This is a genomic window from Achromobacter xylosoxidans, from assembly GCF_014490035.1.
GTDB classification, from domain to species: domain Bacteria; phylum Pseudomonadota; class Gammaproteobacteria; order Burkholderiales; family Burkholderiaceae_B; genus Achromobacter; species Achromobacter bronchisepticus_A.
Map to the genome: position 1 here is coordinate 2305688 of NZ_CP061008.1, position 25620 is coordinate 2331307.

General features: G+C 66.5%; 19 protein-coding genes and 1 pseudogene. 13 read left to right on the top strand and 7 right to left on the bottom strand.

The genetic code is table 11. From position 1 onward, the window contains the following. Positions 1-74: 74 nt before the first annotated feature. Together earP and IAG39_RS10855 are read right to left on the bottom strand one after the other, a co-directional pair. On the bottom strand, positions 75-1187 hold the full coding sequence (gene earP, locus IAG39_RS10850; protein WP_187523971.1) for an elongation factor P maturation arginine rhamnosyltransferase EarP: 1113 nt from the start codon (positions 1185-1187) through the stop codon (positions 75-77). Between the two features lie 6 nt (positions 1188-1193). Then, a complete protein-coding gene (locus IAG39_RS10855) occupies positions 1194-2396 on the bottom strand; it encodes a DUF2863 family protein (RefSeq protein ID WP_059372273.1) in 1203 nt (400 codons plus the stop codon). Positions 2397-2605: 209 nt separating this feature from the next. Between IAG39_RS10855 and IAG39_RS10860 the strand changes: the two genes are divergently transcribed. Further along, positions 2606-3382 carry a DODA-type extradiol aromatic ring-opening family dioxygenase gene (locus IAG39_RS10860; protein WP_118932541.1) on the top strand — a complete coding sequence of 259 codons (777 nt, stop codon included), beginning with the start codon at positions 2606-2608 and terminating at the stop codon, positions 3380-3382. A gap of 74 nt (positions 3383-3456) precedes the next feature. Here IAG39_RS10860 and acnA read toward each other — a convergent pair whose 3' ends face one another. Both acnA and IAG39_RS10870 read right to left on the bottom strand, forming a co-directional pair. Next, positions 3457-6162 (bottom strand): aconitate hydratase AcnA, encoded by a 2706-nt coding sequence (gene acnA / locus IAG39_RS10865; protein WP_059372277.1) that lies wholly within the window; start codon positions 6160-6162, stop codon positions 3457-3459. Positions 6163-6430: 268 nt separating this feature from the next. Continuing rightward, complete coding sequence (locus IAG39_RS10870) at positions 6431-7360, bottom strand: LysR family transcriptional regulator (protein WP_118932540.1); 930 nt, start codon at positions 7358-7360, stop codon at positions 6431-6433. Positions 7361-7508: 148 nt separating this feature from the next. Between IAG39_RS10870 and IAG39_RS10875 the strand changes: the two genes are divergently transcribed. The 3 genes from IAG39_RS10875 to IAG39_RS10885 are packed head-to-tail and all read left to right on the top strand — an operon-like array spanning position 7509 to position 10929. Further along, a complete protein-coding gene (locus IAG39_RS10875; RefSeq protein ID WP_054453670.1) occupies positions 7509-8396 on the top strand; it encodes an SDR family oxidoreductase in 888 nt (295 codons plus the stop codon). Next, positions 8393-9895, top strand: coding sequence for an AMP-binding protein (locus IAG39_RS10880; protein WP_118932539.1), 1503 nt, complete (start codon positions 8393-8395; stop codon positions 9893-9895). Before IAG39_RS10875 ends, IAG39_RS10880 begins: the two co-directional genes overlap by 4 nt. A gap of 47 nt (positions 9896-9942) precedes the next feature. After that, a complete protein-coding gene (locus IAG39_RS10885) occupies positions 9943-10929 on the top strand; it encodes a Bug family tripartite tricarboxylate transporter substrate binding protein (protein ID WP_059372289.1) in 987 nt (328 codons plus the stop codon). A gap of 45 nt (positions 10930-10974) precedes the next feature. Here IAG39_RS10885 and IAG39_RS10890 read toward each other — a convergent pair whose 3' ends face one another. Beyond that, positions 10975-11808: a FadR/GntR family transcriptional regulator gene (locus tag IAG39_RS10890; protein WP_054452979.1), complete on the bottom strand. Its 834-nt coding sequence runs from the start codon at positions 11806-11808 to the stop codon at positions 10975-10977. Positions 11809-12127: 319 nt separating this feature from the next. Between IAG39_RS10890 and IAG39_RS10895 the strand changes: the two genes are divergently transcribed. From IAG39_RS10895 to IAG39_RS10930, 9 genes and pseudogenes are all read left to right on the top strand, one after another. Next, positions 12128-13327, top strand: coding sequence for an ABC transporter substrate-binding protein (locus IAG39_RS10895; protein ID WP_059372294.1), 1200 nt, complete (start codon positions 12128-12130; stop codon positions 13325-13327). Positions 13328-13416: 89 nt separating this feature from the next. Next, positions 13417-14274, top strand: coding sequence for a branched-chain amino acid ABC transporter permease (locus IAG39_RS10900; protein ID WP_059372296.1), 858 nt, complete (start codon positions 13417-13419; stop codon positions 14272-14274). Next, complete coding sequence (locus tag IAG39_RS10905; protein WP_118932547.1) at positions 14274-15263, top strand: branched-chain amino acid ABC transporter permease; 990 nt, start codon at positions 14274-14276, stop codon at positions 15261-15263. Before IAG39_RS10900 ends, IAG39_RS10905 begins: the two co-directional genes overlap by 1 nt. Beyond that, positions 15260-16039, top strand: a complete 780-nt coding sequence (locus tag IAG39_RS10910; RefSeq protein WP_059372302.1) for an ABC transporter ATP-binding protein — start codon at positions 15260-15262, stop codon at positions 16037-16039. The genes IAG39_RS10905 and IAG39_RS10910 overlap by 4 nt, the downstream gene beginning before the upstream one ends. Further along, the gene (locus tag IAG39_RS10915) at positions 16036-16734 is read left to right on the top strand and encodes an ABC transporter ATP-binding protein (RefSeq protein ID WP_118932538.1); all 699 of its coding nucleotides are present in this window, start codon (positions 16036-16038) and stop codon (positions 16732-16734) included. The genes IAG39_RS10910 and IAG39_RS10915 overlap by 4 nt, the downstream gene beginning before the upstream one ends. A gap of 39 nt (positions 16735-16773) precedes the next feature. Next, positions 16774-18057, top strand: coding sequence for a Zn-dependent hydrolase (locus IAG39_RS10920; RefSeq protein ID WP_118932537.1), 1284 nt, complete (start codon positions 16774-16776; stop codon positions 18055-18057). Further along, positions 18054-18847: pseudogene (locus IAG39_RS31565) on the top strand (M81 family metallopeptidase); the annotation flags it as partial. The gene IAG39_RS10920 and the pseudogene IAG39_RS31565, both read left to right, overlap by 4 nt. Positions 18848-19003: 156 nt before the next feature. Continuing rightward, a complete protein-coding gene (locus IAG39_RS31570) occupies positions 19004-19561 on the top strand; it encodes an MlrC C-terminal domain-containing protein (protein ID WP_262422101.1) in 558 nt (185 codons plus the stop codon). A 252-nt stretch (positions 19562-19813) separates the two neighbouring features. Continuing rightward, positions 19814-22018 carry a TonB-dependent receptor gene (locus IAG39_RS10930; RefSeq protein ID WP_118932536.1) on the top strand — a complete coding sequence of 735 codons (2205 nt, stop codon included), beginning with the start codon at positions 19814-19816 and terminating at the stop codon, positions 22016-22018. A 16-nt stretch (positions 22019-22034) separates the two neighbouring features. Here IAG39_RS10930 and IAG39_RS10935 read toward each other — a convergent pair whose 3' ends face one another. Both IAG39_RS10935 and acnB read right to left on the bottom strand, forming a co-directional pair. Then, positions 22035-22634: a hypothetical protein gene (locus IAG39_RS10935; protein ID WP_054452962.1), complete on the bottom strand. Its 600-nt coding sequence runs from the start codon at positions 22632-22634 to the stop codon at positions 22035-22037. A 202-nt stretch (positions 22635-22836) separates the two neighbouring features. Then, entirely contained in the window at positions 22837-25428 is a 2592-nt protein-coding gene (gene acnB, locus IAG39_RS10940) for a bifunctional aconitate hydratase 2/2-methylisocitrate dehydratase (RefSeq protein ID WP_118932535.1), read from the bottom strand. Positions 25429-25620 lie beyond the last annotated feature (192 nt).

Below are 25620 nucleotides of genomic sequence, written 5' to 3' on the forward strand. Positions count from 1 at the left end.
CGGCTTCATGCACACCCCGGGAGGCGTCATAGTTGAGGCCCGACAAATACAGGGCGCTCGGAAAACTCTCTATTCTAACGTTTCTTGGCCAAGTCTGCGCAAAAATCAGCCAGATTTTCGGCAAGATCCGGCAGCGCGGCCTGGCTGGCGTCCCAGGCCCGCGCGGCGGCGGCCCAGTCCGCCCAGGCGGCCGGCGCCAGGGCGGCGGACAGCGCCGCAGCGGTTGCGCCCGTTTCCGGGTGGTTCCAGGCCCGGATCAGCGCCTGGGCGGTTTCGGGGGCCGGATAGCGTGCCAGCCAGGCTTCCAGTTTCTCCAGGTGCACGTTTTCGTCCTGGGGATAGATCTGCCAGACCAGCGGGCGCGCGGCCCAGGCGGCGCGGACGAAGGAGTCCTCGCCCCGCACGAAATTCAGGTCGCAGCACCACAGCAGCCGGTCGAAATCGGGCTGCGCCACGAAGGGCAGGCGGGCCACCGACGGCGCGCCCGGCGCCGCGCAGGCGGCTTCCAGTCCGGGGGCTACGCCTTCGGGGGCAAGCAGCAGACTGGGGCGCGGGTCGGCCGCCAGGGCCCCGGCCAGCGCCGTGATCGGCGCAGTCGGATAGCAAAACAGGGACACGGTGCGCGCACCGTCGCGGCGGCGCAACAGCAGATCCTGAGGCACGCCCAGCGACCGCAGGAAGGTTTCCTGGTCTTGCGGCGATGCCTGCAGGGCGTCGCGCTCGGCCGACAGGCCCGGCTCGCGCAGCAGCCCGCCGGTGGCCTGGGTGAAGCCGGGAAAGAAAAAGTGCTTGATCAGTCCGTCCGGCCGCTGCGAGGGCAGGCCATGGCAGCTTTCCACCCAGGATTCGGCGCTCAGGTATTCCAGGTTGATCCAGGCCGGATGCACGCGCCGCATGCTTTCCAGGAATGCCTCGGGTGGGTCGCAAGCGAATGCCTCGATCACCACGTCCCGCGCGGCCAGCGCCGGATCCGGCGATTCGGACCAACGCACGATGTCGATGCCCGCCAGTTGCTGGCGCGGGCTGTCCGTGGCAATCCCGGGCTGGATGCGGGCGAAGCTGGCCAGGTCGTCGACCCACAGGCGCACATCCCAGCCGCGGCCGTGCGCCAGCCGGCGCGCCAGGCGCCAGCAAACGCCAATGTCGCCATAGTTGTCGACGACCCGGCAGAAGATGTCCGCTTGCATGGCGGCCTAGTGGAACTTGGCCGGCGAGGCCTCCGCGTCCTCGGGCAGTTCGGCATGCACCAATTCGCCCAGCGGATTCGGGAAGTAGGGCGCGCCGCAGTCTTCACAGTACTCGGGAGGCAGCACGCCGGGGATGCGGCGCACTTCGGTGACGCCGTATTCCTTGAGCAGCGCGGCGATCTCGTCCACCACGTCGGGCTGGCCTTCGTCGGACGGCAGGTCTTCCTCACGCCCGTACAGCGGCCAGACGCAGCCGTAGTACACGTCGTTGCTGCTGCGCGCCGTGAAGCCGATGCGGTATTCGTCGATGCGGCTTTCGCCGCAGCCGGCCACTACCGCCCGCAACTGGGAGGCCTCCAGGCTGACCGCGCCTTCGAGCCAGCTGACCGCCGCTCGCAGGGACAAGGGGCGCACCCGCCGGTCGGCTTCGCGGTTGCTGACATAGTAGGCGTCGGGCAGCAGGGCTTCGAAACCGCAGCCCGGCAGCAGGTTGGCCAGGGTCGGTTGGGCCTGCGCCGCCCATTGTTCCTGGCAGGCGTCGCGGCTGGCGTCGGCTTCGCCCAGCTGTTCCTGCCAGCGGAAGATCGGCTCGCCTTCGGGTACCGCGACGGCCGCCACGATATAGCGCGTGTCGGCCAGCATGTTGGCCGTCTCGGTCTCGGTGTTCAAGGCGGGCTTGGCGGTTTCGGCGCCCAGCGCCTGGGTGCCCAGGCGCTGCAGCCATTGCCAGGTTTCGGAGAAGGTGCGGGGCATCTGGTCCACGCTGACCAACACCGGCATCAGCGAGCTGCGGGCCTTGCTGGACAGGACATGCCCATGCAGCTGCGCCAGCAGGGCCTGTTGCGCGCCGGCGGCGATCGGGCCGGTCGGAATGGCGTAGCGGGTCCAGGCGACGATGGGGGCCACGACCAGCAAAATGTCGTAGTGGACGCCATTTTTCTCGATCTTCATCGATTCGGACAGGGTTTCGGCCTGTTCGATCAGGATCTCGTATGCGCCCACGTCGTTCTGAGCGAGGTGGTCCAGGGCCGCTTCCAGGGGGGCGTCCTGCCCCGCCTTGAGCAGCTTTGGAATCGCTACGCCAAGCTGGTTCTCCCAGAACACGTCTTCGAGGCGGCTGCCCGAGCGGTTGAGCGCCTGGGCAAGCGCGACCAGTTTGGCGGCGTCACGGGTGAGGCGGGGAGCGGATTGGCTGCGGGATCGGGCCATAACTTCGGGGAGCGTCCAGTAAGTGTGCAACTGTGTAGTTTAACGCCCGGCGCGGACGGCGGCGCGCAGCCCCCGTGAGGCGCGCCAGCCATGGCGGTACAAATGTATTGATGCCAAATCAGCAACAGATAATGCCAATCAAGGTGGTTTATTGCTGATAGGAACCGGCGGAAAATACCCTCATCTACTCAATATCAGGAGGCGCCGCCATGCGTTGGCCTACGCTTTTCGTATCCCATGGATCCCCCATGCTCGCCGTCGAGCCTGGACAGACCGGCCCGGCGCTTGCCGCCTGGAGCGCCGCGCAGGGCCGCAAGCCCAAGGGCATCCTGGTCGTGTCGCCGCACTGGATGGGCGAGGGTCTGGCGCTGTCCACCCGCGACCGCCAGGTGGCCTGGCACGATTTCGGCGGTTTTCCGCCGGAACTCTATCAATTGCAGTACGCGGCCCCCGGCTCGCCGGAACTGGCGGCGCGGGTGCAAACCCTGCTGGCCGAATCGGGCATCGCGGCCGACCTGGATCCGCGTCGCCCGCTGGACCATGGCGCCTGGGTGCCGCTGCGCTACCTCTATCCGGACGCGGACGTGCCAGTGGTGCAGCTGTCGCTGGACATGGGGCGGGATGCGGCTGGCCAGCTGGAGCTGGGCCGCGCGCTGGCCCGGCTGCGGGACGAGGACATCCTGGTCATCGGTTCGGGTTCGCTGACGCACAACCTGCGCCACGTGCGCATGCCGCAGGACGCGCCCGCGCTGCCCTACGTGCCGGCCTTCCAGCAGTGGTACGCGGACAAGCTGGGCGGCCATGACTTGCCGGCGCTGCTGGACTGGCAGGCGCTGGCGCCAGGCGCGTCGCAGGCTCATCCGCACGACGACCACCTGATGCCCCTGTACGTGGCGCTGGGAGCGGGCGGAACCGGTTTTCAGCGCCTGACCGATGAAATCTCGTACGGCGCGCTGGCAATGGACGCCTACGAGTTCGCGGACTGATTCGAAGCGCGGCCGCAATGAAAATGGCCCGGGAACCTCGCGGTTCCCGGGCCATTGCCTTGCCGGTCAGGCGATCAGGCAGCCAGCAGCTGGCGCAGCACAAAAGGCAGGATGCCGCCGTGCTGGTAGTAGTCCACCTCGATCGGGGTGTCGATGCGCAGCAGCACCGTCACGTCCTGCTTCGAACCGTCCTTGCGGGTGATCGTCAGCGTCACGTCCTGCATCGGCTTGATGCCGTTTTCCAGGCCGGAAATGTCGTAGGTTTCCTCGCCGGTGATGCCCAGCGACTGCACGCTGTCCGAGCCCTTGAACTGCAGGGGCAGCACGCCCATGCCGACCAGGTTGCTGCGGTGGATGCGTTCGAAGCTGCGGGTGATCACGGCCTTCACGCCCAGCAGCTGGGTGCCCTTGGCCGCCCAGTCGCGTGACGAGCCGGTGCCGTACTCTTCGCCGCCGAACACCACGGTGGGGGTGCCCGCGCCAACGTACTTCATGGCCGCGTCATAGATGGACATCTGTTCGCCGGTGGGCTGGAACAGGGTGTCGCCGCCCTCGAAGCGGCTGCCGTCCGGCAGCGCCGGAATCATGAGGTTCTTGATGCGCACGTTGGCGAAGGTGCCGCGCATCATGATCTCGTGGTTGCCGCGGCGCGAGCCATAGCTGTTGAAGTCGGCCTTCATGACGCCGTTTTCCTTCAGCCACTTGCCTGCGGGCGAGGTTTCCTTGATGGAGCCGGCCGGCGAGATGTGGTCGGTCGTGACCGAGTCGCCGAACACGCCCAGCGCACGGGCGTTCTTGACCGTCGGCATCGCGCCCGGCGTCATGCCGAAGCCGTCAAAGAAGGGCGGTTCGGCGATGTAGGTGGAATCAGGCCAGTTGTAGGTGTCGCCGGTAACGCCCTTGATGTTCTCCCAGAGCTTGCCCGGGTTGCTCTTGACCTGGCCGTAGTTGGCCTCGAACGCCTTGGGATCCAGGGCGTACTTCAGCAGCGATTCGATTTCCTCGGTGGTCGGCCAGATGTCCCCCAGCCACACGTCGCCGTTCTTGCCGCGGCCCACGGGCTCGGTCATCAGGTCGCGCGTGACCGTGCCGGCCAGGGCGTAGGCCACGACCAGCGGGGGCGAGGCCAGGAAGTTGGCCTTGATGTTCGGGTGGATGCGGGCCTCGAAGTTGCGGTTGCCCGAGAGCACGGCCGAGCAGATCAGGTCGTTGCCGGTGATGGCCTCGTTCAGGTCCGGGGTCAGGTCGCCGGCGTTGCCGATGCAGGTCGTGCAGCCGTAGGCGGCCACGTCGAAGCCCAGCTTTTCCAGGTAGGGCAAGAGGCCCGTCTTGGTCAGGTATTCGGTGACCACGCGCGATCCCGGGGCCAGCGAAGTCTTGATGTGCTTGGGCACGGTCATGCCGGCTTCCACCGCCTTCTTGGCCAGCAGGCCGGCCGCCAGCAGCACGCTGGGGTTGGAGGTGTTGGTGCAGGACGTGATGGCGGCAATCAGGACGTCGCCGTTCTTGACCTTGGTGCCGGCGCTGGTGGTGAAGGTCTGCTCCAGCTTTTCGGCCGGCTGATTGAAGCCGTTTTCAGCGACCGGCTTGGAGTACAGGTCGATGAAGGTGTTCTTGACGTTGCCGATCTCGATGCGGTCTTGCGGGCGCTTCGGACCTGCCAGCGACGGCGCGACGGTGGACAGGTCCAGCGTCAGCAGCTTGGTGAAATTGATGTCCTTCGCCTTGGGCACGCCGAACATCTTCTGGGCCTTGAAGTAGGCCTCGAAGGCGGCGATTTCGTCTTCCGTGCGGCCGGTGCCGCGGAAGTAGTCGATGGTGCGCTCGTCGACCGGGAAGAAGCCCATGGTGGCGCCGTACTCCGGCGCCATGTTGCCGATGGTGGCGCGTTCGGCCACGGACAGGCTGGCGGTGCCTTCGCCGCAGAATTCGACGAACTTGCCCACCACCTTCTCGCGGCGCAGCATTTCAGTGATGGTCAGCACCAGGTCGGTGGCCGTGACGCCGCCGCGCAGCTTGCCCTTGAGTTCCACGCCGACCACGTCGGGGGTCAGGAAGTACACGGGCTGGCCCAGCATGCCGGCCTCGGCTTCGATGCCGCCCACGCCCCAGCCCACCACGCCGATGCCGTTGATCATGGTGGTGTGGCTGTCGGTGCCCACCAGGGAATCCGGGTAGTAGACGTTGTTCTTCTTGTCCAGGTGCACGCCGCGCGCCAGGTATTCCAGGTTGACCTGGTGGACGATGCCGAAGCCCGGAGGCACGACGCCAAAGGTGTCGAACGCCTGCATGCCCCACTTCATGAACTGGTAGCGCTCTTGATTGCGCTTGAATTCCAGCTTCATGTTCAGGTCCAGCGCATTCTTGGTGCCGAAGTAGTCGATCATGACCGAGTGGTCCACCACCAGGTCCACCGGCACCAGCGGCTCGATGCTCTTGGGGCTCTTGCCCATCTTGTCGGCCACGGAACGCATGGCCGCGATGTCGGCCAGCAGCGGCACGCCGGTGAAGTCCTGCAGCACCACGCGGGCCACCACGAACGGAATTTCGTCTTCGCGGCGGGCATTGGCCTGCCAGTTGGCCAACTGCTTGACGTGCTCTTCGGTGACCTTCTTGCCGTCGCAGTTGCGCAGCACGGATTCCAGCACGATGCGGATCGAAACCGGGAGCCGCTGCACGTCGATGCCGAGGGACTTGCCCAGCGCCGGCAGCGAATAGTACTGACAGGATTTATTGCCGATCTTGAAATTCTTGAGGGTGTCTAGGGTGTTGTGCGGCATGATGGACTCCGTGGTTTTGCCCGGTTGAAGCCGGCATTTTCTGGCGTTTTTGCGCATTTGTCATTCTATGTGAGACTGATGCCTGCGCGGCCGTATGTCTTATATCTTATATAAGACTTGAGCGAACCGCCAAAGTTCCCCTACTGCAATCAGGGGCGGGCGGTCGTTGGCCCAAACCGATACTCTGGCCGAGGCGTGCGCGGGTCGCAAGCCTCTTTTATCAAGAAAGTCCTACGCGCATGTTGCGGCCCAGCGAGGCGACGCGGGTCTACGCAAGAAAATCGCGCAGCAGCACGGTCAGTTCGGTACGCAGGAAATCGACCACCGCGCGCTGTGCGGTCGAGGGGTAGGGGTTGGGCGTGGTCAGGATGAACAGCTTGTCGCCTGGCCCCATGGCCTGGTAGGCCGGCAGCACCGGCGTCAGTCGTCCCGCGGCAAGATCCTCGTGCACCACGTAGGCCGGCAGCAGCGCCACGCCCGCGCCGGCGCGGGCGGCTTGCGCCAGGAACGGGAAATACTCCGATTGCAGCCGCGGCGCGAGCTTGGCCTCATGCAGCTGGTCCTTGCGGCGCAGCCGCAGCGTGACCTGGGGCCTGGGGTCGGGCGGACCCAGGAAGTGCAGGCGGCCGAGGTCGCGCGGATGGGCGGGCGGGCCGAACTGCTGCAGATAGGAAGGCGCCGCGCACAGCACCCATTTCACGTCGCCCAGCGCGCGCGCCACGTAATCCTGCGGGGGCGTCGTCATCACCCGCAGCGCCACGTCGATTTCCGACGAAATCAGGTCGCTCACCCGGTTCGAGAACAGCACGCGCAGCGTCAGCGCAGGATGGCGCAAGGCGAAGCTCACCAGCAGCGGGCGCAATTGGTCCAGCTCTCCCAGGCCGGTGGGAATGCTCAGCCGGACGTGGCCCGCAGGCTCGGTGCCGAGCTTTTGCAGCGCATGGCGGGCGGATTCGACCTCGCGCGCCATGCGCGCACCGTGCTCGTACAGCACCGAGCCTTGCTGCGTCAGCTCCAGCCGCCGGGTGCTGCGGCGGATGAGCTGGGCGCCGAAGGCGCGTTCCAGCTTCTGCAGGTTGCGGCTTACATGCGACCGGGTCACGCCGTGGCGCACCGCCGCCTCGCTCAGCGTGCCGGCATCGACGATGGTCACGAACAGCTGTATCAGGTTGAGGTCCAGCGCGGGCAGGGCGGGCATGCGCGGTCCTATTGTTGACTGTGAGGAAACATAGTTTACGCAAGCTGCGGGATTGTCGCGGCGTGGCGGCGGTTGATATTCTGGCCTCCATCACCAAGGAGACCAGGCCATGCCCCAAAACCAGCCCGGCGGGACCGTCCCGCAAACCATGTTCCGCGCCGATCTGTTCCGCGGCGAGCGCATCCTCGTCACCGGGGGCGGCACCGGCCTGGGCTATGCCATGGCCGAGCGCCTGGCGTCGCTGGGCGCTGCGCTGCACCTGTGGGGACGTCGCGCCGCGGTGCTGGAAGAAGCCGCCGCCGGGCTGCGCGCACGTTACGGCGCCGAGGTCCACGTCCAGGCGGTGGATATCCGGGATGCCGAGGCCGTGGACGCCGCGGTCGACGCCATCTGGACCGGGCATGGTCCGCTGACCGGCCTCATCAACAACGCCGCGGGCAATTTCATCAGTCCCACCGAGAAACTGTCGCCGCGCGGCTTCAACGCCATCGCCGACACGGTGTTCCGCGGCACCTTCTACACGACCCAGGCCGTCGGCAAGCGCTGGATCGCCCAAGGCACGGGCGGAGCCGTGCTGTCCATCGTGGTGACCTGGGTCTGGACCGGTTCGCCCTTCGTGGTGCCCTCGGCCATGTCCAAGGCCGGCATAGACGCCATGACCAAGTCGCTGGCCATCGAATGGGGCCGCCACGGCATCCGGCTGAACGCCATCGCGCCGGGCGTGATTCCGACCGAAGGGGCCAGCGCGCGGCTGCGGCCCAAGGACTCGGGCGCGGATGCGCAGACGCAGCAGAATCCGATGCGGCGCCTGGGCACGGGGCATGACATCGGCGAGCTGGCGGCGTTCCTGCTGAGTCCGGGCTATGACTGGATTAACGGCCAGACCATTGCGCTGGACGGCGGCGACTATCTGGCCAACGGCGCCTACTTCAAGCAATACGCCGAATGGAGCGACGCGGACTGGGCCGCCGCGCGCCAGGCCATCGAAGCGCGCACCGCGCAGGACAAGGCGCAGCGCAGCACGGGGGGCGCATGACGGACAGCACGATCCACGCGGGCGGCCAACACTTGTCGGGCGCGGCGCTGGCCGCGCGCGGCGTACAGGTCGCCGCCGGCCTGGCGGCAATGGGCGTGCGCGAAGGCGATGTGATCGCCGTGCTGCTGCGCAACGGCCTGCCTTATCTGGAGATCATCCAGGCCTGCAAGCGGCTGGGCTGCTACTACTGCCCGATCAACTGGCACTTCACCGCGGCGGAAGCGGCATTCCTCATCGAAGACAGCGGCGCCCGCCTGCTGATCGCCCATGCTGATCTGTGGTTGCCGCTGCGCGATGCGTTGCCCGCCAGTCTGCCGGTGCTGCTGGCCGGTCCCGGCGCGTCGCAGTCCGGCCCTGCGGACTACGACGCCTGGCGCGACCGCCAGCAGCCCTACGACGGCCCGCGCGTGGCGCCGCGCGGCCACATGGCCTATACCTCGGGCACCACCGGCCGGCCCAAAGGCGTGGTGCGCGCGCCGTTCCCGCTGGAACATCTGGCGCGCCACCTGGAACAGGTCGAAGCGGTGGTGGAGGCGGCCTACGGCCTGCGTCCAGGATCGCGCGCGCTGCTGCCCGCGCCGATCTACCACAGCGCGCCCAGCGTATTCGCGCAGGTCGCCTTGCGGGTCTGCGAGACCTTCGTGCTGACGGACAGGTTCGATCCGGTGGAAGTCCTGCGCCTGATCGAGGCGCATCGCATCGATACGGTGTATCTGGTGCCCATCATGTACGTGCGCCTCTTGAGGCTGGACGCCGCCACCCGCGCCGCGCATGACCTGTCGTCGCTGCGCTTCGTGGCCTCGACCGGCGCGCCCTGCGCGCCGGAAATCAAGCGCGCCATGATCGAATGGCTGGGTCCCGTCATCCATGAAACCTATGCGTCGAGCGAGGCGGGCATGGTCACGGTCATCGATTCGCACGAAGCGCTTGCCCGCCCCGGCAGCGCCGGCCGGCCCATCGGCGGCGCGCAGGTCAGGATCTATGCCGAAGACGGCTCGCCCTGCGCGGCGGGCCAGGTCGGCCGTATCCACGTGCGCCAGCCGGCCTACGCGGACTTCACCTACCGCAACAACCCGCAGGCCCGCGCCGACGTGGAGAAGGACGGACTCATCGGCCTGGGCGACCTGGGCTATCTGGACGCGGACGGCTATCTCTACGTGTGCGACCGCGAATCGGACCTGGTCATCTCGGGCGGCGTGAACATCTATCCGGCCGAGGTCGAGCATCAGCTGATGCAGTATCCGGGCGTGGCGGATTGCGCGGTGTTCGGCGTGCCTGACGACGAGTACGGAGAGCGGTTGATGGCGCTGGTGCAGCCCGCGGCGGGCGCCTCGCCCGATCCCGGGACGCTGACGCAATGGCTGGGGGAACGGATCGCGCGCTACAAGGTGCCGCGCGAATTGCAACTGCGGTCGGAGCTGCCGCGCGACGACAACGGCAAGATCGCCAAGCGCCGGCTGCGCGCCGAGTTCTGGGCGGGCAGGCAGCGCCAGGTATAGCAGGGCGGCGTATCGCCGCGATAACAAAACCCACAAGGGAGACAGGCATGGCAATCAGGCTGAACCTCAGGCTGCGTCGCATCGCGACCGCGGCGATCGTCGCGCTCGCGGCTCCGGCCGCCGCGCTGGCGGCATTTCCGGACAAACCGATCAAATTGGTCGTGCCCTACACGCCGGGCGGCTCCGCGGACCAGTTGTCGCGGGTGCTGGCCGAAGGCATGTCGCGCGACCTCGGGCAAACCGTGGTGGTGGAGAACAAGCCCGGCGCCAATACCATGGTCGCGGCGACCCAGGTGGCCAGGTCGGCGCCGGACGGATACACGGTTTTCCTCGCCAGCAATGCCAGCATGGTGCTCAATCCCATGCTCTACCAGCGCATCGCCTATGACGCCGCGCGCGACTTCCGCGTGTTCGGCATCGCCGCCGAGTTGCCGCTGGTGGTGGTGGCGAACAACGAGGTCCCAGCGGGCACGCTGGCCGAGTTCGTCGCCTATGCCAAGGCTCGGCCCGGCAAACTGAACTACGCCTCCGTGGGCATAGGCAATCCGCTGCAGCTGGCGACCGAACTGCTGAAATCGCGCACTGGCATGGACGTGGCGCATATTCCGTACAACGGCAGCGCGCCGGCCCTGACCTCGCTGATGGGCAATGACACGCAGCTCATGGTGGACGTGATCAGCACCTCGCTGCCGCTGGTGCGGGAACGCAAGATCAAGGCGCTGGCCGTCACGACCGGCGAGCGCCTGGCCGTGCTGCCCGAGGTGCCGACCGTGGCGGAAAGCGGCTTTCCGGGATTCCGCGCCGCCACCTGGTTCGGCCTGGCCGTGCCGCGCGCCGTGCCGCAGGCCGAGGCGCAGCGCTTGCAGGCGGCGCTGGACAAGGTGCTGAAGGATCCGGCGTTTCGCGGTCGCTTCGAGCCGCTGGGTCTGGTGATCCAGGCGCCCCGCAGCCAGGCAGAAATCGATGCCTACGTGCAGGAAGACCGCCAGCGCTGGGGCGCGGTGATCGAGGCCAATCACATCAAGCTGGACTGAGGCGGCAACGGCCGGCCGGCCCACGCCGCCTGGTCGCCGGCGCCGTCAGGCCTTCTTGCCGCCGCGGCGCGCCTTGCGCGTGACGTTGCGCCGGGACATCTCTGAATCCAGGATCAGCCGGCCTTCGAGCTTGCCGTGCATGCGCTTGACCGAACGCATCGCGTCCTGCATGTGTTCGCTCATCAAGTCGCGCACCTTTTCGACGTCGCGCTCGCGCGCCGCGGCCAGGATCTTGCGGTGAAAGCCCGTGTTGGCGCTGCCGAAACGCTGCTGCTCGGACAGCGGCATCTCGTTGTCGAACACGGTCAGCTGCCGAATCATTTCATTGGTCATCTCGCAGCTGAAGCGCAGGAACGGATTGGGGCAGGCCGCCGCGAAGATGTCGTGGAAATTGATTTCTTCCTGGCGCTGGGCCAGCGGGTCATCGACGTGCTCGGCCGACGGGTCGCAGCAGGCGATGTTTTCCTCCAGCGCAGCGAAATGCGCGTCCGTCAGGAACGGCACGGCGCTGGCGGCGAGCTCAGGCTCCAGCAGCTTGCGCACCTGGTAGATGTCCTCGATCCGCACTTCCTTGAAGAACAGGTAGTTCTGCATCAGCTGGAAAGTGCGGTCCAGCGGCACCTCGACCACGGTGCCGCCGCCGCCCGGCCCGGTGCTGACCTTGACCAAGCCCTGCACCTCCAGCGACTTGAGCGCTTCGCGCATGGTGCTCTTGCTGACCGAGAACATGCTTTGCAGCTCGCTCTCGCGCGGCAGCTTGTCGCCGGGCAACAGGTTCTTGGCCGTGATCAACCGCTTGATCTCTTCGGCGACCAGGTCGCTGCGCTTGGGCGGACTCGACGCGCCCGCGGCTTGTAGGTCGTGACTGTTGAACGCCATTGCGTTCCTCCGTTGCTGCGTGGTGTGCGCGGGGCATGCCCCGGGCGGGTTCTGCGCGGACCCCGGGTTATACCTGATGCGCCTTCTATTGACAGATCCGGCTCGCCAAACTGATCATGATAATAATCCTATTTATCATGATAAATAGGATGGTAGTCGCAGTATAGGCATGAGGCCAGGACTTGCGAGTACGCCCACGCGGCGGCAGCCCTGGCACGGGAGCTTGGAGCAGACAGAGTCGGAATGGGGACGCGCATGGTGCGCGCTCGACATCGTCAATATGCCGCGGCACCGCCAGCGGCAGCCAGGGAGAACCATCTTGAATCGCCGCAACCTGCTGAAATTGGCCGCGCTTGGCGCCGTGCCTGGATCACTCTGGACCGCCCGGTCCGCGCTGGCGCAAGCCGACGCCATTCAGTTCGGGTGTCCGGTGCCCATGTCGGGCGCCTTTGCCGCCAATGGCAAATACGCCGACCTGGGCATGAAACTGGCGCTGGAGCAGTATGGCCGCGCGCTCGACCGGCCGCTGGCCTATACCGTGCTGGACACCGAGGGCAAGCCGGCCACGGCGGTGCGCAAGGTCCAGGAAGTCTCGCAACAGAAGGGCGTCAAATTCTTCGCCGGCGGCATCCTGTCGTCCGAAGCGCTGGCCATGGGCAAGGAAGTGGAACGCGCCGGCGGCGTCTTCATCACCACGGCGGGCGCGGACGAAATCACGGGCAAGGACTGCAACCGGGCCACCTTCCGCTGGTCCGTGCCCACTTTCGGCGCCATCGAGCAGACCGTGCGTCCCCTGCTTGAAAAGCTGCCCAACGCCAAGCGCTGGTACACCATCACGCCGCAATACGTATTCGGCGACGGCCTGCTCAGCGCGGCCAAGGCGATCTTCAAGGAAAAGGGCATCGAGCATGTGGGCAACAGCTATCACTCGCTGACCGAGAAGGAGTTCAGCGGCTATCTCACCAACGCCATGGCCGCCAAGCCGGACGTGCTGCTGATCCTGAACTTCGGCTCGCAGTCCTCGGACACGCTGCGCCAGGCCGTCAGCTTCGGCATGAAGCAGAACTGCACCATCCTGGTGGCCTGGGCCTCGGGCCTGGAGCAATTCGAGGGCCTGGGCGCCGACCTGTGCGAAGGCGTGTACTTCGGCGCGCAGTACTGGCACGGCATCGACTCGCCGCTCAACAAGGAACTGGTGCAGCTGTCCCGCGACAAGACGCGCGCCAATCCCAACTACAGCCTGGCAGGCTCCTACATCTGCACCCGCATCATGCTGGACGCCATTGTCAAGGCCGGCAGCGCCGACCCGGCCAAGGTGATTGCCGTCATGGAGGGCATGGCCTACGAAGGCCTGACGGGCAAGGAGGAAATCCGCAAGGAAGACCACCAGGTCCTGAAGAATTACTACCTGCTCAAAGGCCGCGCCAAGAAGGACATGAAGGACAAGGACGATTACGCCGAGATCGTGCATAGCGGCCGCTCCTTCCTGCCGCCCGCGGAAACCGGCTGCAAGCTGTAGCCCGCCCCTGAGGCGGGCGGCCGTGGGCGCGTTGCGTCCGCGGCCGCCGCGCGCCCCGCGGCCTTCCGTTACCTCCATCGGGCATACCCATGAACGTCTATCTCCTCCAGATCATCAATGGGATCGGGGTAGGCATGCTGTACTTCCTTCTGGCAGTCGGCCTGTCCATCGTCTTCGGTCTGTTGCGCTTCGTGAACTTCGCCCACGGGGCGTTCTATCTGCTGGGCGCCTACTTCTGTTTCCAGGCCATCCAGTGGGGCCTGAATTTCTGGCTCGCGCTGGCCATCGTGCCGCTGCTGGTGGGCGCCGGCGCCTGGGTCCTGGAGAAAGCGCTGTTGCGCCACGTCTACGCGCAGGCGCATGAATTCCATATCCTGATCACCGTCGGGCTGGCGCTGGTCCTGCAGGAACTGGTCATCGTGATCTGGGGGCCGATAGGCGACAACGTCGCCGCGCCTTCGGCCCTGCAGGGCGTGGTCATGTGGGGCAGCTTCATCTATCCCAAATACCGCTTGTTCGTGATCGGTTTCACCGCCGTCTTCTCGCTGCTGCTCTGGTACGTGCTGGAAGGCACGCGGCTGGGTAGCGCGGTGCGGGCCGGCAGCGAATCCACCGAGATGGTGTCCATGCTGGGCATCAACGTGTTCCGCATGTTCAGCCTGGTGTTCGCGCTGGGCGCGGCGACCGCCGCGCTGGCCGGGGTGCTGGCCGCGCCGATCCGCGGCGTCGAGCCGTTCATGGGCATCGAGGCTCTGGGTATCGCCTTCGTCATCGTGGTGGTGGGCGGCATGGGCAGCTTCTTCGGCGCGCTGGTCGGCGGCCTCTTGATCGGCGTGGTGCAGAGCGTGATGAGCACGCTGTGGCCGGAAGGCGCGCGGCTGATGATCTATGTGGCGATGGCGGCGGTGCTGCTGCTGCGTCCCCACGGCCTGATGGGGAGAGGATGATGACGCGCTTGAAATCTCATGCCCAATTGCTGTTGGCGCTGGCGGTGGTGCTGCTGTTGCCGCTGTGCATGCAGTCGGGCTCGCTGGCCACGGAAGTGCTGATCTACGCGTTGGCGGTGCTGGGCTGCAATCTGCTGCTGGGCTTCACCGGGCTGCTGTCGTTCGGCCAGGGCATCTTCTTCGGCCTGGGCAGCTATGCCGTCGGCATCCTGTTGACGCGCACCGGCCTGCCGATGCCGCTGGCGTTGCTGGCGGCGATGGCGGTGGGCGCGCTGGGCGCGACGCTGGTGGGCTGGTTCGCGATACGCCAGCGCGGCACCTACTTCGTGATGCTGACGCTGGCCTTCGCGCAGATGTTCTATTTCCTGGCGTACAGCCTGCCTGACCTGACCGGGGGCGACAATGGCCTGCTGGACGTGCCGCGTCCGGCGCTGTCGGTGGCGGGCCTGCAGCTCATGCCGCTGGCGACGCCCTGGCAGTTCTACGCCTTCGTGGCGGTGTGCTTCCTGGCGATATTCTGGCTGCTGCTGCGCGTGACCAACTCGGTGTTCGGCCGCACGCTGCTGGCGATCCGCGACAACGAGGCGCGCGCCATGGCGGTGGGCTACAACGTGCGCCTCTTCAAGTTGTCGGCCTTCGCGATCTCGGGCGCCGTGACCGCGTTGGCGGGCGCCTTCCTGGCAATGATGACCGGCATCGCGCCGCTGTCCAGCATCGAATACCACAGTAGCGAGATGATCCTGGTCATGACGGTCATCGGCGGCACCGGCAACCTGTTCGCTTCCGTGCTGGGGGCGGCCTTCTACGTGCTGTTCGCGGACTGGCTTTCCACCTTGTGGCCGCGCTGGCTGATGCTGCTGGGCTTTCTGCTGATCGCGGTCAGCCTGTTCATGCAGAAAGGCTTGTGGGGGCTGGGAGAACGCATCTGGCTGGCGCTGCGGCGCAAGCCTGCCGGCGCCGAGCCGGCCGCCAAGGAGGGACGCGCATGAATCCGCAACATTCCGCGCCGCTGCTGCAGGCCAGGGGCATCGTCAAGCGCTTCGGCAAGTTCGTGGCCCTGCATGGGGTGGATCTGCAGGTGCAGCCGCGCACGGTGCATTCCGTCATCGGCCCGAACGGCGCCGGCAAGACCACGCTGTTCCATACGCTGACAGGCACCTTGCGCACCAGCGAGGGCAGCATCGTGTTCGACGGCCATGACGTGACGCAGGAAGCCGATTATCAACGGGTGCAGCGCGGCATCGCGCGCTCCTTCCAGGTCACCAGCCTGTTCGCCAACCTGTCGGTGCGGGAAAACCTGCGGCTGGCGGCTCAGGGCGCGCATCGCGCCGGCGCCTTCGACTGCTGGCATCCGCCCACGGGCCCGCGGGCGCAGCGTGAGGTTGTCGACGCGGCGCTGGAGCGCCTGGGCCTGTCGCGGCTGGCCCAGGTGGCGGCGGGCGCGCTGTCGCACGGCCAGCAGCGGCGCCTGGAAGTGGGCATGGCGCTGGCCGCCAGGCCGCGCGCGATCTTCCTGGACGAGCCCACCTCCGGCATGGGGGTGGACGACCTGGATGAGATGAAACGCCTGATCCGCAGCCTGCGCGACGACCACACGGTCGTACTGATCGAGCACAACATGAACATCGTGATGGACATCTCCGACACGATCACGGTGATGCAGCAGGGCCGCGTGCTGGTCGAGGGCACGCCTGCCGCGATCCGCAGCGACGAGCGGGTGCGCGCCGCGTACCTGGGCAACATGATCACGGGAGGCCGGGCATGATGCTGCATGTCGACGCCGTACACAGCTATTACGGCAAGAGCCATATCCTGCAAGGCGTGTCGCTCGAATTGCCGCGGGGCCAGGTGGTGACGCTGCTGGGGCGCAACGGCGCCGGCAAGTCGACCACGCTCAAGACCATCGCCGGCGTGATCGCGCCCAAGGGGGGCGCGGTGCGCTACGGCGGGCGCGACATCGCCGGGCTGCCGGCGCACAGGATCGCGTCCATGGGGGTCTGCCTGGTGCCCGAGCACCGCGGCATCTTCAAGCTGCTGACGGTCGAGGAAAATCTCAAGCTGGGCATGCGCCGCGATTCGCCCTGGCAGCTGGAAGACATCTACCGCATCTTTCCCCGCCTGAAGGAGCGCCGCAAGAATGGCGGCGGCCAGTTGTCCGGCGGCGAACAGCAGATGCTGGCCATCGGGCGCGCGCTGATGAACCATCCGCGCGTGCTGATGCTGGACGAGCCGGTCGAAGGCCTGGCGCCGGTGATCGTCGAGGAGATCGTGGCGCAGATCAAGTCCATCAAGCAGGCCGGCGTCACCATCCTGCTGGTGGAGCAGAACCTGGAAGTCTGCACCCAGCTGGCCGACCGCCATTTCATCATCGAGCAGGGATCCATCGTCTACGAAGGCAGCAACGCGGACTTCATGGCGGACGAAAACGTGAAGGACCGATACCTGGGCGTGGGCGTCTAGGGACCGCCTGCGCCGCGCAACCGAAGCAAGGGAAACACCATGGAAATGAACGCACTGGAGGCCGTCAGCGGCATCCGCATCGACGGCAGCCGCCTCTGGAATTCGCTGATGGAGCTGGCCCGCATCGGCGCCACCGACAAGGGCGGGGTGTGCCGGCTGGCGCTGAGCGAACTGGACCGGCAGGGCCGCGACCTGGTCTGCGCCTGGGCCCGGGAGCTGGGCTGCAGCGTGCGCGTGGACGCCATCGGCAACATCTTCATGCGCCGCCCCGGCCTGCGCGATGACTTGCCCGCCGTGATGACCGGCAGCCATATCGACACCCAGCCCACCGGCGGAAAATTCGACGGCAATTATGGGGTGCTTGCAGGCATCGAGGTCCTGCGCACGCTGCACGAGCGCGGCATCGCCACCGAAGCGCCGCTGGAAGTGGTGGTGTGGACCAATGAGGAAGGCTCGCGCTTCGTGCCCGTGATGATGGGTTCCGGCGTGTACGCCGGCGCGTTCACGCTGGAGCACGCGCTGGCCGTGCGCGACCGCGACGGCGTCAGCGTGGATGAAGCGCTGCGCGCCATCGGCTATGCCGGGCCGGAGCCGGCGCGGCCCGGCGATGTCAGCGCCTACTTCGAGGCGCACATCGAGCAGGGCCCCATCCTGGAAGACCGCGGCATCACCATCGGTTCGGTGCAGGGTGCCCTCGGGCAGCGCTGGTACGACGTCGCCATCACCGGCCAGGAGGCGCATGCCGGGCCCACGCCGATGGAACTGCGCCGCGACGCCTTGCTGACCGCGTCCAGGCTGGTGCTGGAGGTCAACCGGATTGCACTGGAGCATGCGCCGCATGGCCGCGGCACGGTGGGCTGCATCGACAGCTTCCCGAACTCGCGCAACGTGATCCCGGGCCGCGTGGCGCTTACCGTGGACCTGCGCGCCGCCGACGATGCCACGCTGGACAGCATGGCCGCGGCATTTGCGCGCGCCTGCGAGGAACTGGCCGAGCCGGGCCGCTTCCAGGTCGACAGCAAGGAGGTCGTGTACTTCCCGCCGCAGCCCTTCGAGCCCCGGCTGGTGCAGGCCATCCGCGACGGCGCGCGCACGCTGGGCCTGGATGCGCTGGACGTGATCAGCGGCGCGGGCCATGACGCCGTCTACATGGCGCGGGTGGCGCCCACCGCCATGATCTTCGTGCCGTGCAAGGACGGCATCAGCCACAACGAGATCGAGGACGCGCAGCCCGAGCATCTGGAGGCGGGCTGCAATGTGCTGCTGCATGCCATGTTGCGCTGTTGCGGGCATATCCAGTTTTCTGATGGGGGCGCGCAATGAAGGCGCTGATCGCGAGGCTGAATCACGAGACCAACACCTTCTCGCCGGTGCCGACGCCGCTATCCGCCTTCGGCAACGGCGGCCCCGCCTACGATGCGGCGGCCTATGAGGAGAACAAGGGCAAGCGCACCGCGATGTCGGCGTTCATCGACCTGGCCGAAGCGCGCGGCGCCGAGCTGGTCACGCCCGTGTCGGCCACCGCCTATCCCAGCGGCCGCGTCGACGGCCAAGCCTATGCCGAGCTATGCGACCGCATCGTGGCCGCCGCCCGGGGCTGCGACGTCATCCTGCTGGACCTGCATGGCGCCATGGCGGTGGAGAGCACCGACGACGGCGAGGGCGACCTGCTCGAACGGCTGCGCGCCGCCGCGCCGGACGTGCCGGTAGCCGTGGCGCTGGACCTGCACGGCAACGTCACGCAGAAGATGATGGACAACGCCGACGTCATCGTCAGCTTCAAGACCTATCCCCACATCGACATGTACGAAACCGGCGAGCACGCCGGCAGGCTGCTGTTTGCGGCATGGACGGCGGGTGCAAGCCGGTCATGGCATGGCGGCGTCTGCCGCTGGTGTCGCATTCCCTGCGCAGCAACACGGCCGAAGGCGCCATGCGCGCAGCCGTCGCAGCGGCGTGCCAGGCCGAGGCCGCGGGGACGCTGGGCGTATCGGTGCTGGCGGGCTTCGGTTTGGCCGACATCCCGCATCCCTGCGTCAGCGTGGTCGTGGTGGCCGACGGCGACCGCGCCGAGGCGGAGCGCGTGGCGGGCGAGATCGCCGCCCTGATCTGGGAACAGCGCGACGGCTTCTTCTACGACAGCGAGCCGCTGGCCGAGTCGCTGGCGCGCGCCAAGGTCCTGGCCGAAGGCGCAAGCAAGCCGGTGCTGCTGCTGGACCATGGCGACAACTGCATGAGCGGCGGTACCTGCGACACCCTGGACGTGCTGATGGCTGCGCTGGATGCCGGATTGGAAGGGATTCAGGCCGGGCTGTTTTGCGACCCCGAAGCCGTGGCCGAGCTGACCCGCGCCGGCGTCGGCGCCACCGTCGAGCTGCCGGTGGGCAACAAGCGCGCCATCGGCGAGATCGGCCGGGCGGCGCAGCCCGTCACGCTGCGCGGCACCGTGCGCGCGCTCAGCAATGGCGAGTACGTGATCACCGGTCCCACCTATACCGGGCAACTGGCCTGCATGGGCCGCAGCGCGGTGCTGGACATAGGCGCTGCGCAACTGGTGCTGACCGAACAGACCCACGAACCCTGGGATCTGGGCGTGTTCCAGAGCCTGGGACTGGATCCGTCCCGCGCCCGTTACGTGCTGGTGAAGTCGCGCATGTACTGCCGCCCGGTGTTCGTGCCGATCTCCCAGGCGCTGGTCGAATGCGACAGCCCTGGCGTGACCAGCTCAGACTGGTCGCTGTTCGAATTCCGCAGGCGCTCGCGGCCGCTGTATCCGCTGGAACCCATGGCGGCGGCGGACTACGATCCTCGCGCGGGCGGCCGATAAACCCGCCGGAAAGAGGAGGGCGCCGCACGCTGCAGCTGTGGCGCCCGGGCAACGGACATTCTCAAACAAAAAGTAACATAAATGAGAATGATTCCGTTTGTCGTAGAATGGGGCGCTCAGTAATTCCAGTCCCCTTTGGTGCAGCCGGCCCGGCAAGGCCCCGGCCTTCCGGCACATTCCAGACGCATCCGTAATTCTTAGTGCGCGCGTGACCCCATCGGGATTTTGATCTCTGCCTGCGAACTTCCCGACATGAAAATCCGAACTCTTGTCTGCATGGCCGCCGCGCTGCCGTGCTATCTCCCCGTTGTCCAAGCCCAATCCGCGTCCGATCAGGCCGGCTCCGTCGTTTCCATGGACGCCATCAAGGTCGAGGCCAGCGCCGATGCCTCGGCCGGCGGCCTGGCCGAGCCCTTCGCCGGCGGACAGGTTGCGCGCGGCGGCCGCATCGGCCTGTTCGGCACCCAAGACATCATGGACACGCCGTTCAGCATCACCAGCTATACCAATGAACTGATCCAGGACCGGCAGGCCCGCAGCGTGGGCGACGTGCTGCAGAACGACCCGGGCGTGCGCGTGGCGCGCGGTTTCGGCAACTTCCAGGAGTCGTACTTCATCCGCGGCTTCATCCTGGGTTCGGACGACGTGGCCTATAACGGCCTCTACAGCCTGCTGCCGCGCCAGTACATCGCCACCGAACTGTTCGAGCGCGTGGAAGTCCTGCGTGGAGCCTCCACCTTCCTGACGGGCGCGGCTCCCGGCGGCGGCGGCATCGGCGGGGTGATCAACCTGGTACCCAAGCGCGCGCCGAACGAACCGTTGACCCGCGTCACCACCGGGGTGTCCAGCGGCGGGCAGTTCCAGTTGTCCACCGACATCGCCCGCCGCTTTGGCCCTGGCGATAGCACCGGCATCCGCTTGAACGCCGCGCAGCGCAGCGGCGACACCGGCATCGACGATGAACATTCGCGCACCAGCCTGGTATCGCTGGGCCTGGATTGGCGTTCGGCCGATACGCGCTTGTCTGCCGACATCGGCTGGCAGGAGAACAAGCTCAAGCGCGCGCGGCCCAACGTGACGCTGGGCGCCGGCGTCACCAAGGTGCCGGACGCGCCCGACGCCAGCTCCAACTATGCGCAGCCCTGGTCGTACTCGAACGAGCGCGATGTTTTCGGTACCGTGCGCGGCGAACACGATTTCAGCGACAAGCTGACCGCCTATGCGGCCTTTGGCATGCGCCGCAGCGACGAAGCAAATTCGCTGGGCAACGTCACGCTGACCAACGGCAGCACGGGCGCGGGCACCTTCTACCGCTTTGACAATACCCGCGAAGACAGCGTGAACACGGGCGAACTGGGCCTGCGCGGCAAACTGCGCACGGGGCCGGTAGGCCACGAGTTCGTCGTGTCGGCATCCTTCTTCGACCTGAAGAAGAAAAATGCCTATGTGATGGACTGGCAGAACACGTATCCCACCAACATCTACAACCCGATTTCGTATGACAAGCCGCCATTCAGCGCCACCGCGCTGCGCGGCAATGACCTGGACGATCCGGCGCTGCAAGGCCGCACCCGTCTGAGCAGCTACGCCATCGGCGACACGTTGTCGTTCCTGGACGACAAGGTGCTGCTCACGGCCGGCATCCGCCATCAGCGGCTGTCGCAGCGCGACTACGCGTACAACACCGGCAAGGAAAGCGGCGCGTACGACGCCAGCCATAATTCGCCCGCCGCGGGTCTGGTCGTCAAGGTCGCGCCCAGCGTTTCGCTGTATGCGAACTACATCGAGGCGCTGGTCGCGGGGCCGACCGCTCCGGCCAATGCCGGCGGCAAGCCGGTGCCCAACGCCGGCCAGAGCCTGCCGCCGTTTGTCTCCAAGCAGAAGGAAATCGGCGCGAAGTACGAGGGAGATGGCATGGGGGCAGGATTGGCCTTGTTCTCCACCGACAAGCCGCGCGCCATGTATAACGCCAGCAACGAGCTGACGACCTCGGGCAAGGACCGCCACCAGGGCGTCGAACTCACGATGTACGGCGAACCCATCAAGAGCGTGCGCCTCTTGGGCGGCCTGACCTGGCTGGATGCCACGCAGCGCTCCACCGGCAACCCTTCCATCGACGGCAACCGCGTGATCGGCGTGCCGCGCTTCCAGGCCAACATGGGCGTGGAATGGGACATTCCCGGCGTGCCGGGCCTGGCGGTGGACGGCCGCGTGGTCTATACCGGCGCGTCCTACGCGGACGACGCCAACACGCTCAAGGTGCCGGGCTGGACCCGCTTCGATGCGGGCCTGCGCTACATGATGGACGTGGACGGCCACGTCGTGACGCTGCGCGCCCGCGTGGACAACATCGCCAACCGCAACTACTGGTCGTCGGTGGGCGGATATCCCGGCAACGGCTATCTGGTGCTGGGCGGACCGCGTACCTTCTCGCTCAGCGCGAGCATGGACTTCTGAGTTCAGGCGGCGGCGTTCACCAGAACCAGCCGCCGCGCGTGAGATCGCTCTCGCAGCTCTTGTACTGCGCGGCGAACTTCTGGGCCCGCGCCTGCACCTTCTGCGATACGGTCTTGAGCCAGGCCTTGCGGTCATAGCTGCGGTTGCGGTAGCCGGTCCAGCCCTCGTGGTAGTTCAGGTATTGGCCATAGGCGTCGGACTTGGACACGCCGTTGATGCGCTGGGTCTTGTTCATGTACCAGCCCATGAAATCCAGCGCGTCGGCGAAGTCGTCGCGGCTGGAACCCCAGCCTCCCGCATCTTTCTTGTAATCGTCCCAGGTCTCGTCCTTGACCTGGGCGTAGCCGTAGGCGGAACTGACGCGGCCCCAGGGGATGAAGCCCAGGAAGTAGTAGCGCGGCGGCACCGCGTCATGCTTGAAGGACGATTCCTGGTACATCATGGCCATGGGCACCGGCACGGGCGCGCCCCATTTCTTCTGCACCTTCAAGGCGGCATCGTGCCAGTCCGGCTTTTCGCGAAAGATGGCGCAGATGTTCTCGGGATTCGAGGGCGGCGCGGTGGCGCAGCCGGCGAGCGCCAGCAATAGCAGCGGCGGCAGCAAAAGCCGGGTCATTGGCGGTCTTCCTCCGGAGATCGGGGCAGGGGTGGGGGGCGGATGTCACAAGTTACCGCGATTGTATGAAAACGTATCGCAGAAAAAGTTCCGTCCCTGAAATTTTCAGACCTGTGCCGCATGCGCCAGGCAAAGAAAAACGGCCCCGGATTGCTCCGGGGCCGTCTTGCAGGCGATGCAGCCAGGCTGCTGCGCCCGATGCTTAGACTTCGATGACGTCAGCCACGTCCTTGTAGTCCGCGATCTTGTCGAAGTTCAGGTACTGGTAGATCTGGTCGCCGCTCTTGTTGATGACGCCCATGTCGGCCATGTACTCGTCCTTGGTCGGGATGCGGCCCAGCTTCGAGCAGATGGCGGCCAGTTCGGCCGAACCCAGGTACACGTTGGTGTTCTTGCCCAGGCGGTTGGGGAAGTTGCGGGTGCTGGTCGACATGACGGTCGCGCCTTCGCGCACCTGCGCCTGGTTGCCCATGCACAGCGAGCAGCCCGGCATTTCCGTACGGGCGCCGGCGGTGCCGAACACGCCGTAGTGGCCTTCCTCGGTCAGCTGGGTGGCGTCCATCTTGGTCGGGGGAGCGACCCACAGCTTGACCGGGATGTCGCGCTTGCCTTCCAGCAGCTTGGAGGCTGCGCGGAAGTGGCCGATGTTGGTCATGCAGCTGCCGATGAACACTTCGTCGATCTTGGCGCCGGCGACTTCCGACAGAGTCTTCACGTCGTCGGGGTCGTTCGGGCAGGCCACGATGGGTTCGTGCACGTCGGCCAGGTCGATCTCGATCACGGCGGCGTATTCGGCGTCGGCGTCCGGCTCCAGCAGCTTGGGGTCGGCCAGCCAGGCTTCCATGGCCTTGATGCGGCGGCCCAGCGTGCGCTCGTCTTCGTAGCCGTTGGCGATCATCCACTTCAGCATCACGATGTTGCTGTTGATGTACTCGATGATCGGTTCCTTGTTCAGGCGCACCGAGCAGCCGGCGGCCGAACGTTCGGCGGAAGCGTCCGACAGTTCAAAGGCTTGTTCGACCTTCAGGTCGGGCAGGCCTTCGATTTCCAGGATGCGGCCGGAGAAGATGTTCTTCTTGCCTTGCTTGGCCACCGTCAGCAGGCCTTGCTTGATGGCGTACAGCGGGATCGCGTTGACCAGGTCGCGCAGGGTCACGCCGGGTTGCAGCTTGCCCTTGAAGCGGACCAGCACCGATTCCGGCATGTCCAGCGGCATCACGCCGGTGGCGGCGGCAAAGGCGACCAGGCCCGAGCCGGCCGGGAACGAGATGCCGATGGGGAAGCGGGTGTGCGAGTCGCCGCCGGTGCCGACGGTGTCGGGCAGCAGCATGCGGTTCAGCCAGGAGTGGATCACGCCGTCGCCCGGACGCAGCGACACGCCGCCGCGGGTGCTGATGAATTCAGGCAGCGTGTGGTGCGTCTTGACGTCCACGGGCTTGGGGTAGGCGGCGGTGTGGCAGAACGACTGCATCACCAGGTCGGCCGAGAAGCCCAGGCAGGCCAGGTCCTTCAGCTCGTCGCGGGTCATGGGGCCGGTGGTGTCCTGGCTGCCGACCGAGGTCATCTTCGGTTCGCAGTAGGTGCCCGGGCGGATGCCCTTGCCTTCGGCCAGGCCGCAGGCGCGGCCGACCATCTTCTGGGCCAGCGTGTAACCCTTGCCCGTGTCGGCCGGGTCCTTGGGCAGGCGGAACAGCGTCGAGGCCGGCAGGCCCAGCGCTTCGCGCGCCTTGGCGGTCAGGCCGCGGCCGATGATCAGCGGAATGCGGCCGCCGGCGCGCACTTCGTCGAACAGCACGTCGGACTTCACTTCGAATTCGGCGATGACTTCGCCGTTCTTCAATGCCTTGCCTTCATAGGGGCGCAGTTCGACCACATCGCCCATTTCCATCTTGGAAACGTCGAGTTCGATCGGCAGGGCGCCGGCGTCTTCCATGGTGTTGTAGAAGATCGGGGCGATCTTGTTGCCCAGGCACACGCCGCCAAAACGCTTGTTCGGCACGAAGGGGATGTCTTCGCCGGTGAACCACAGCACCGAATTGGTGGCCGACTTGCGCGACGAACCCGTGCCGACCACGTCGCCGACGTAGGCGACCAGGTGGCCCTTTTCCTTCAGGGATTCGATGAACTTGACCGGGCCGCGCTTGCCGTCTTCTTCCGGTTCGAACGCGGCGCCGTCGCGCTTGTTCTTCAGCATCGCCAGGGCGTGCATCGGGATGTCGGGGCGGGTGGTGGCGTCGGGAGCCGGCGACAGGTCGTCGGTGTTGGTTTCGCCGGGCACCTTGAAGACGGTGATGGTCAGGCTTTGCGGCAGTTCCGGACGGCTGGTGAACCATTCGGCGTCGGCCCAGCTCTGCATCACGGACTTGGCGTTGGCGTTGCCCTTGTCCGCCTTTTCCTTCACGTCGTGGAAGGCGTCGAACATCAGCAGGGTCTTCTTCAGCGCATCGGCGGCGATGGTGCCGATTTCAGCGTCGTCCAGCAGGTCGACCAGCGGGCCAATGTTGTAGCCGCCCAGCATCGTGCCGAGCAGTTCAGTCGCCTTGGCGCGGCTGATCAGCGCACAAGCTTCCTTGCCCAGGGCCACGGCGGCCAGGTACGAAGCCTTGACCTTGGCGGCGTCGTCCACGCCGGCCGGCACGCGGTGGGTCAGCAGGTCGACCAGGTTCTGCTCTTCGCCAGCGGGCGGGTTCTTGAGCAGTTCGATCAGTTCAGCGGTTTGTTTGGCCGTAAGGGGCAGCGGGGGGATCCCCAGAGCCGCGCGTTCGGCAACGTGTTGGCGGTAATTATCCAGCATGTGAGGCCTGCTCAAAGTCGGGTTGGAAGAAGGGTTGTTCGCCGAATTGTAGAGGGAACAGGGGGACGCAAGCAAATGTCTTATATCTTATATAAGACTTGGGTCCATAGCTGTTGCTTAAGGGCGACGGGCCGGTGCGCCCGGGGCGGCGCCGGGAAGGCCGGCGGGCGGCGCCGGCCGGGAGCGTTCCGT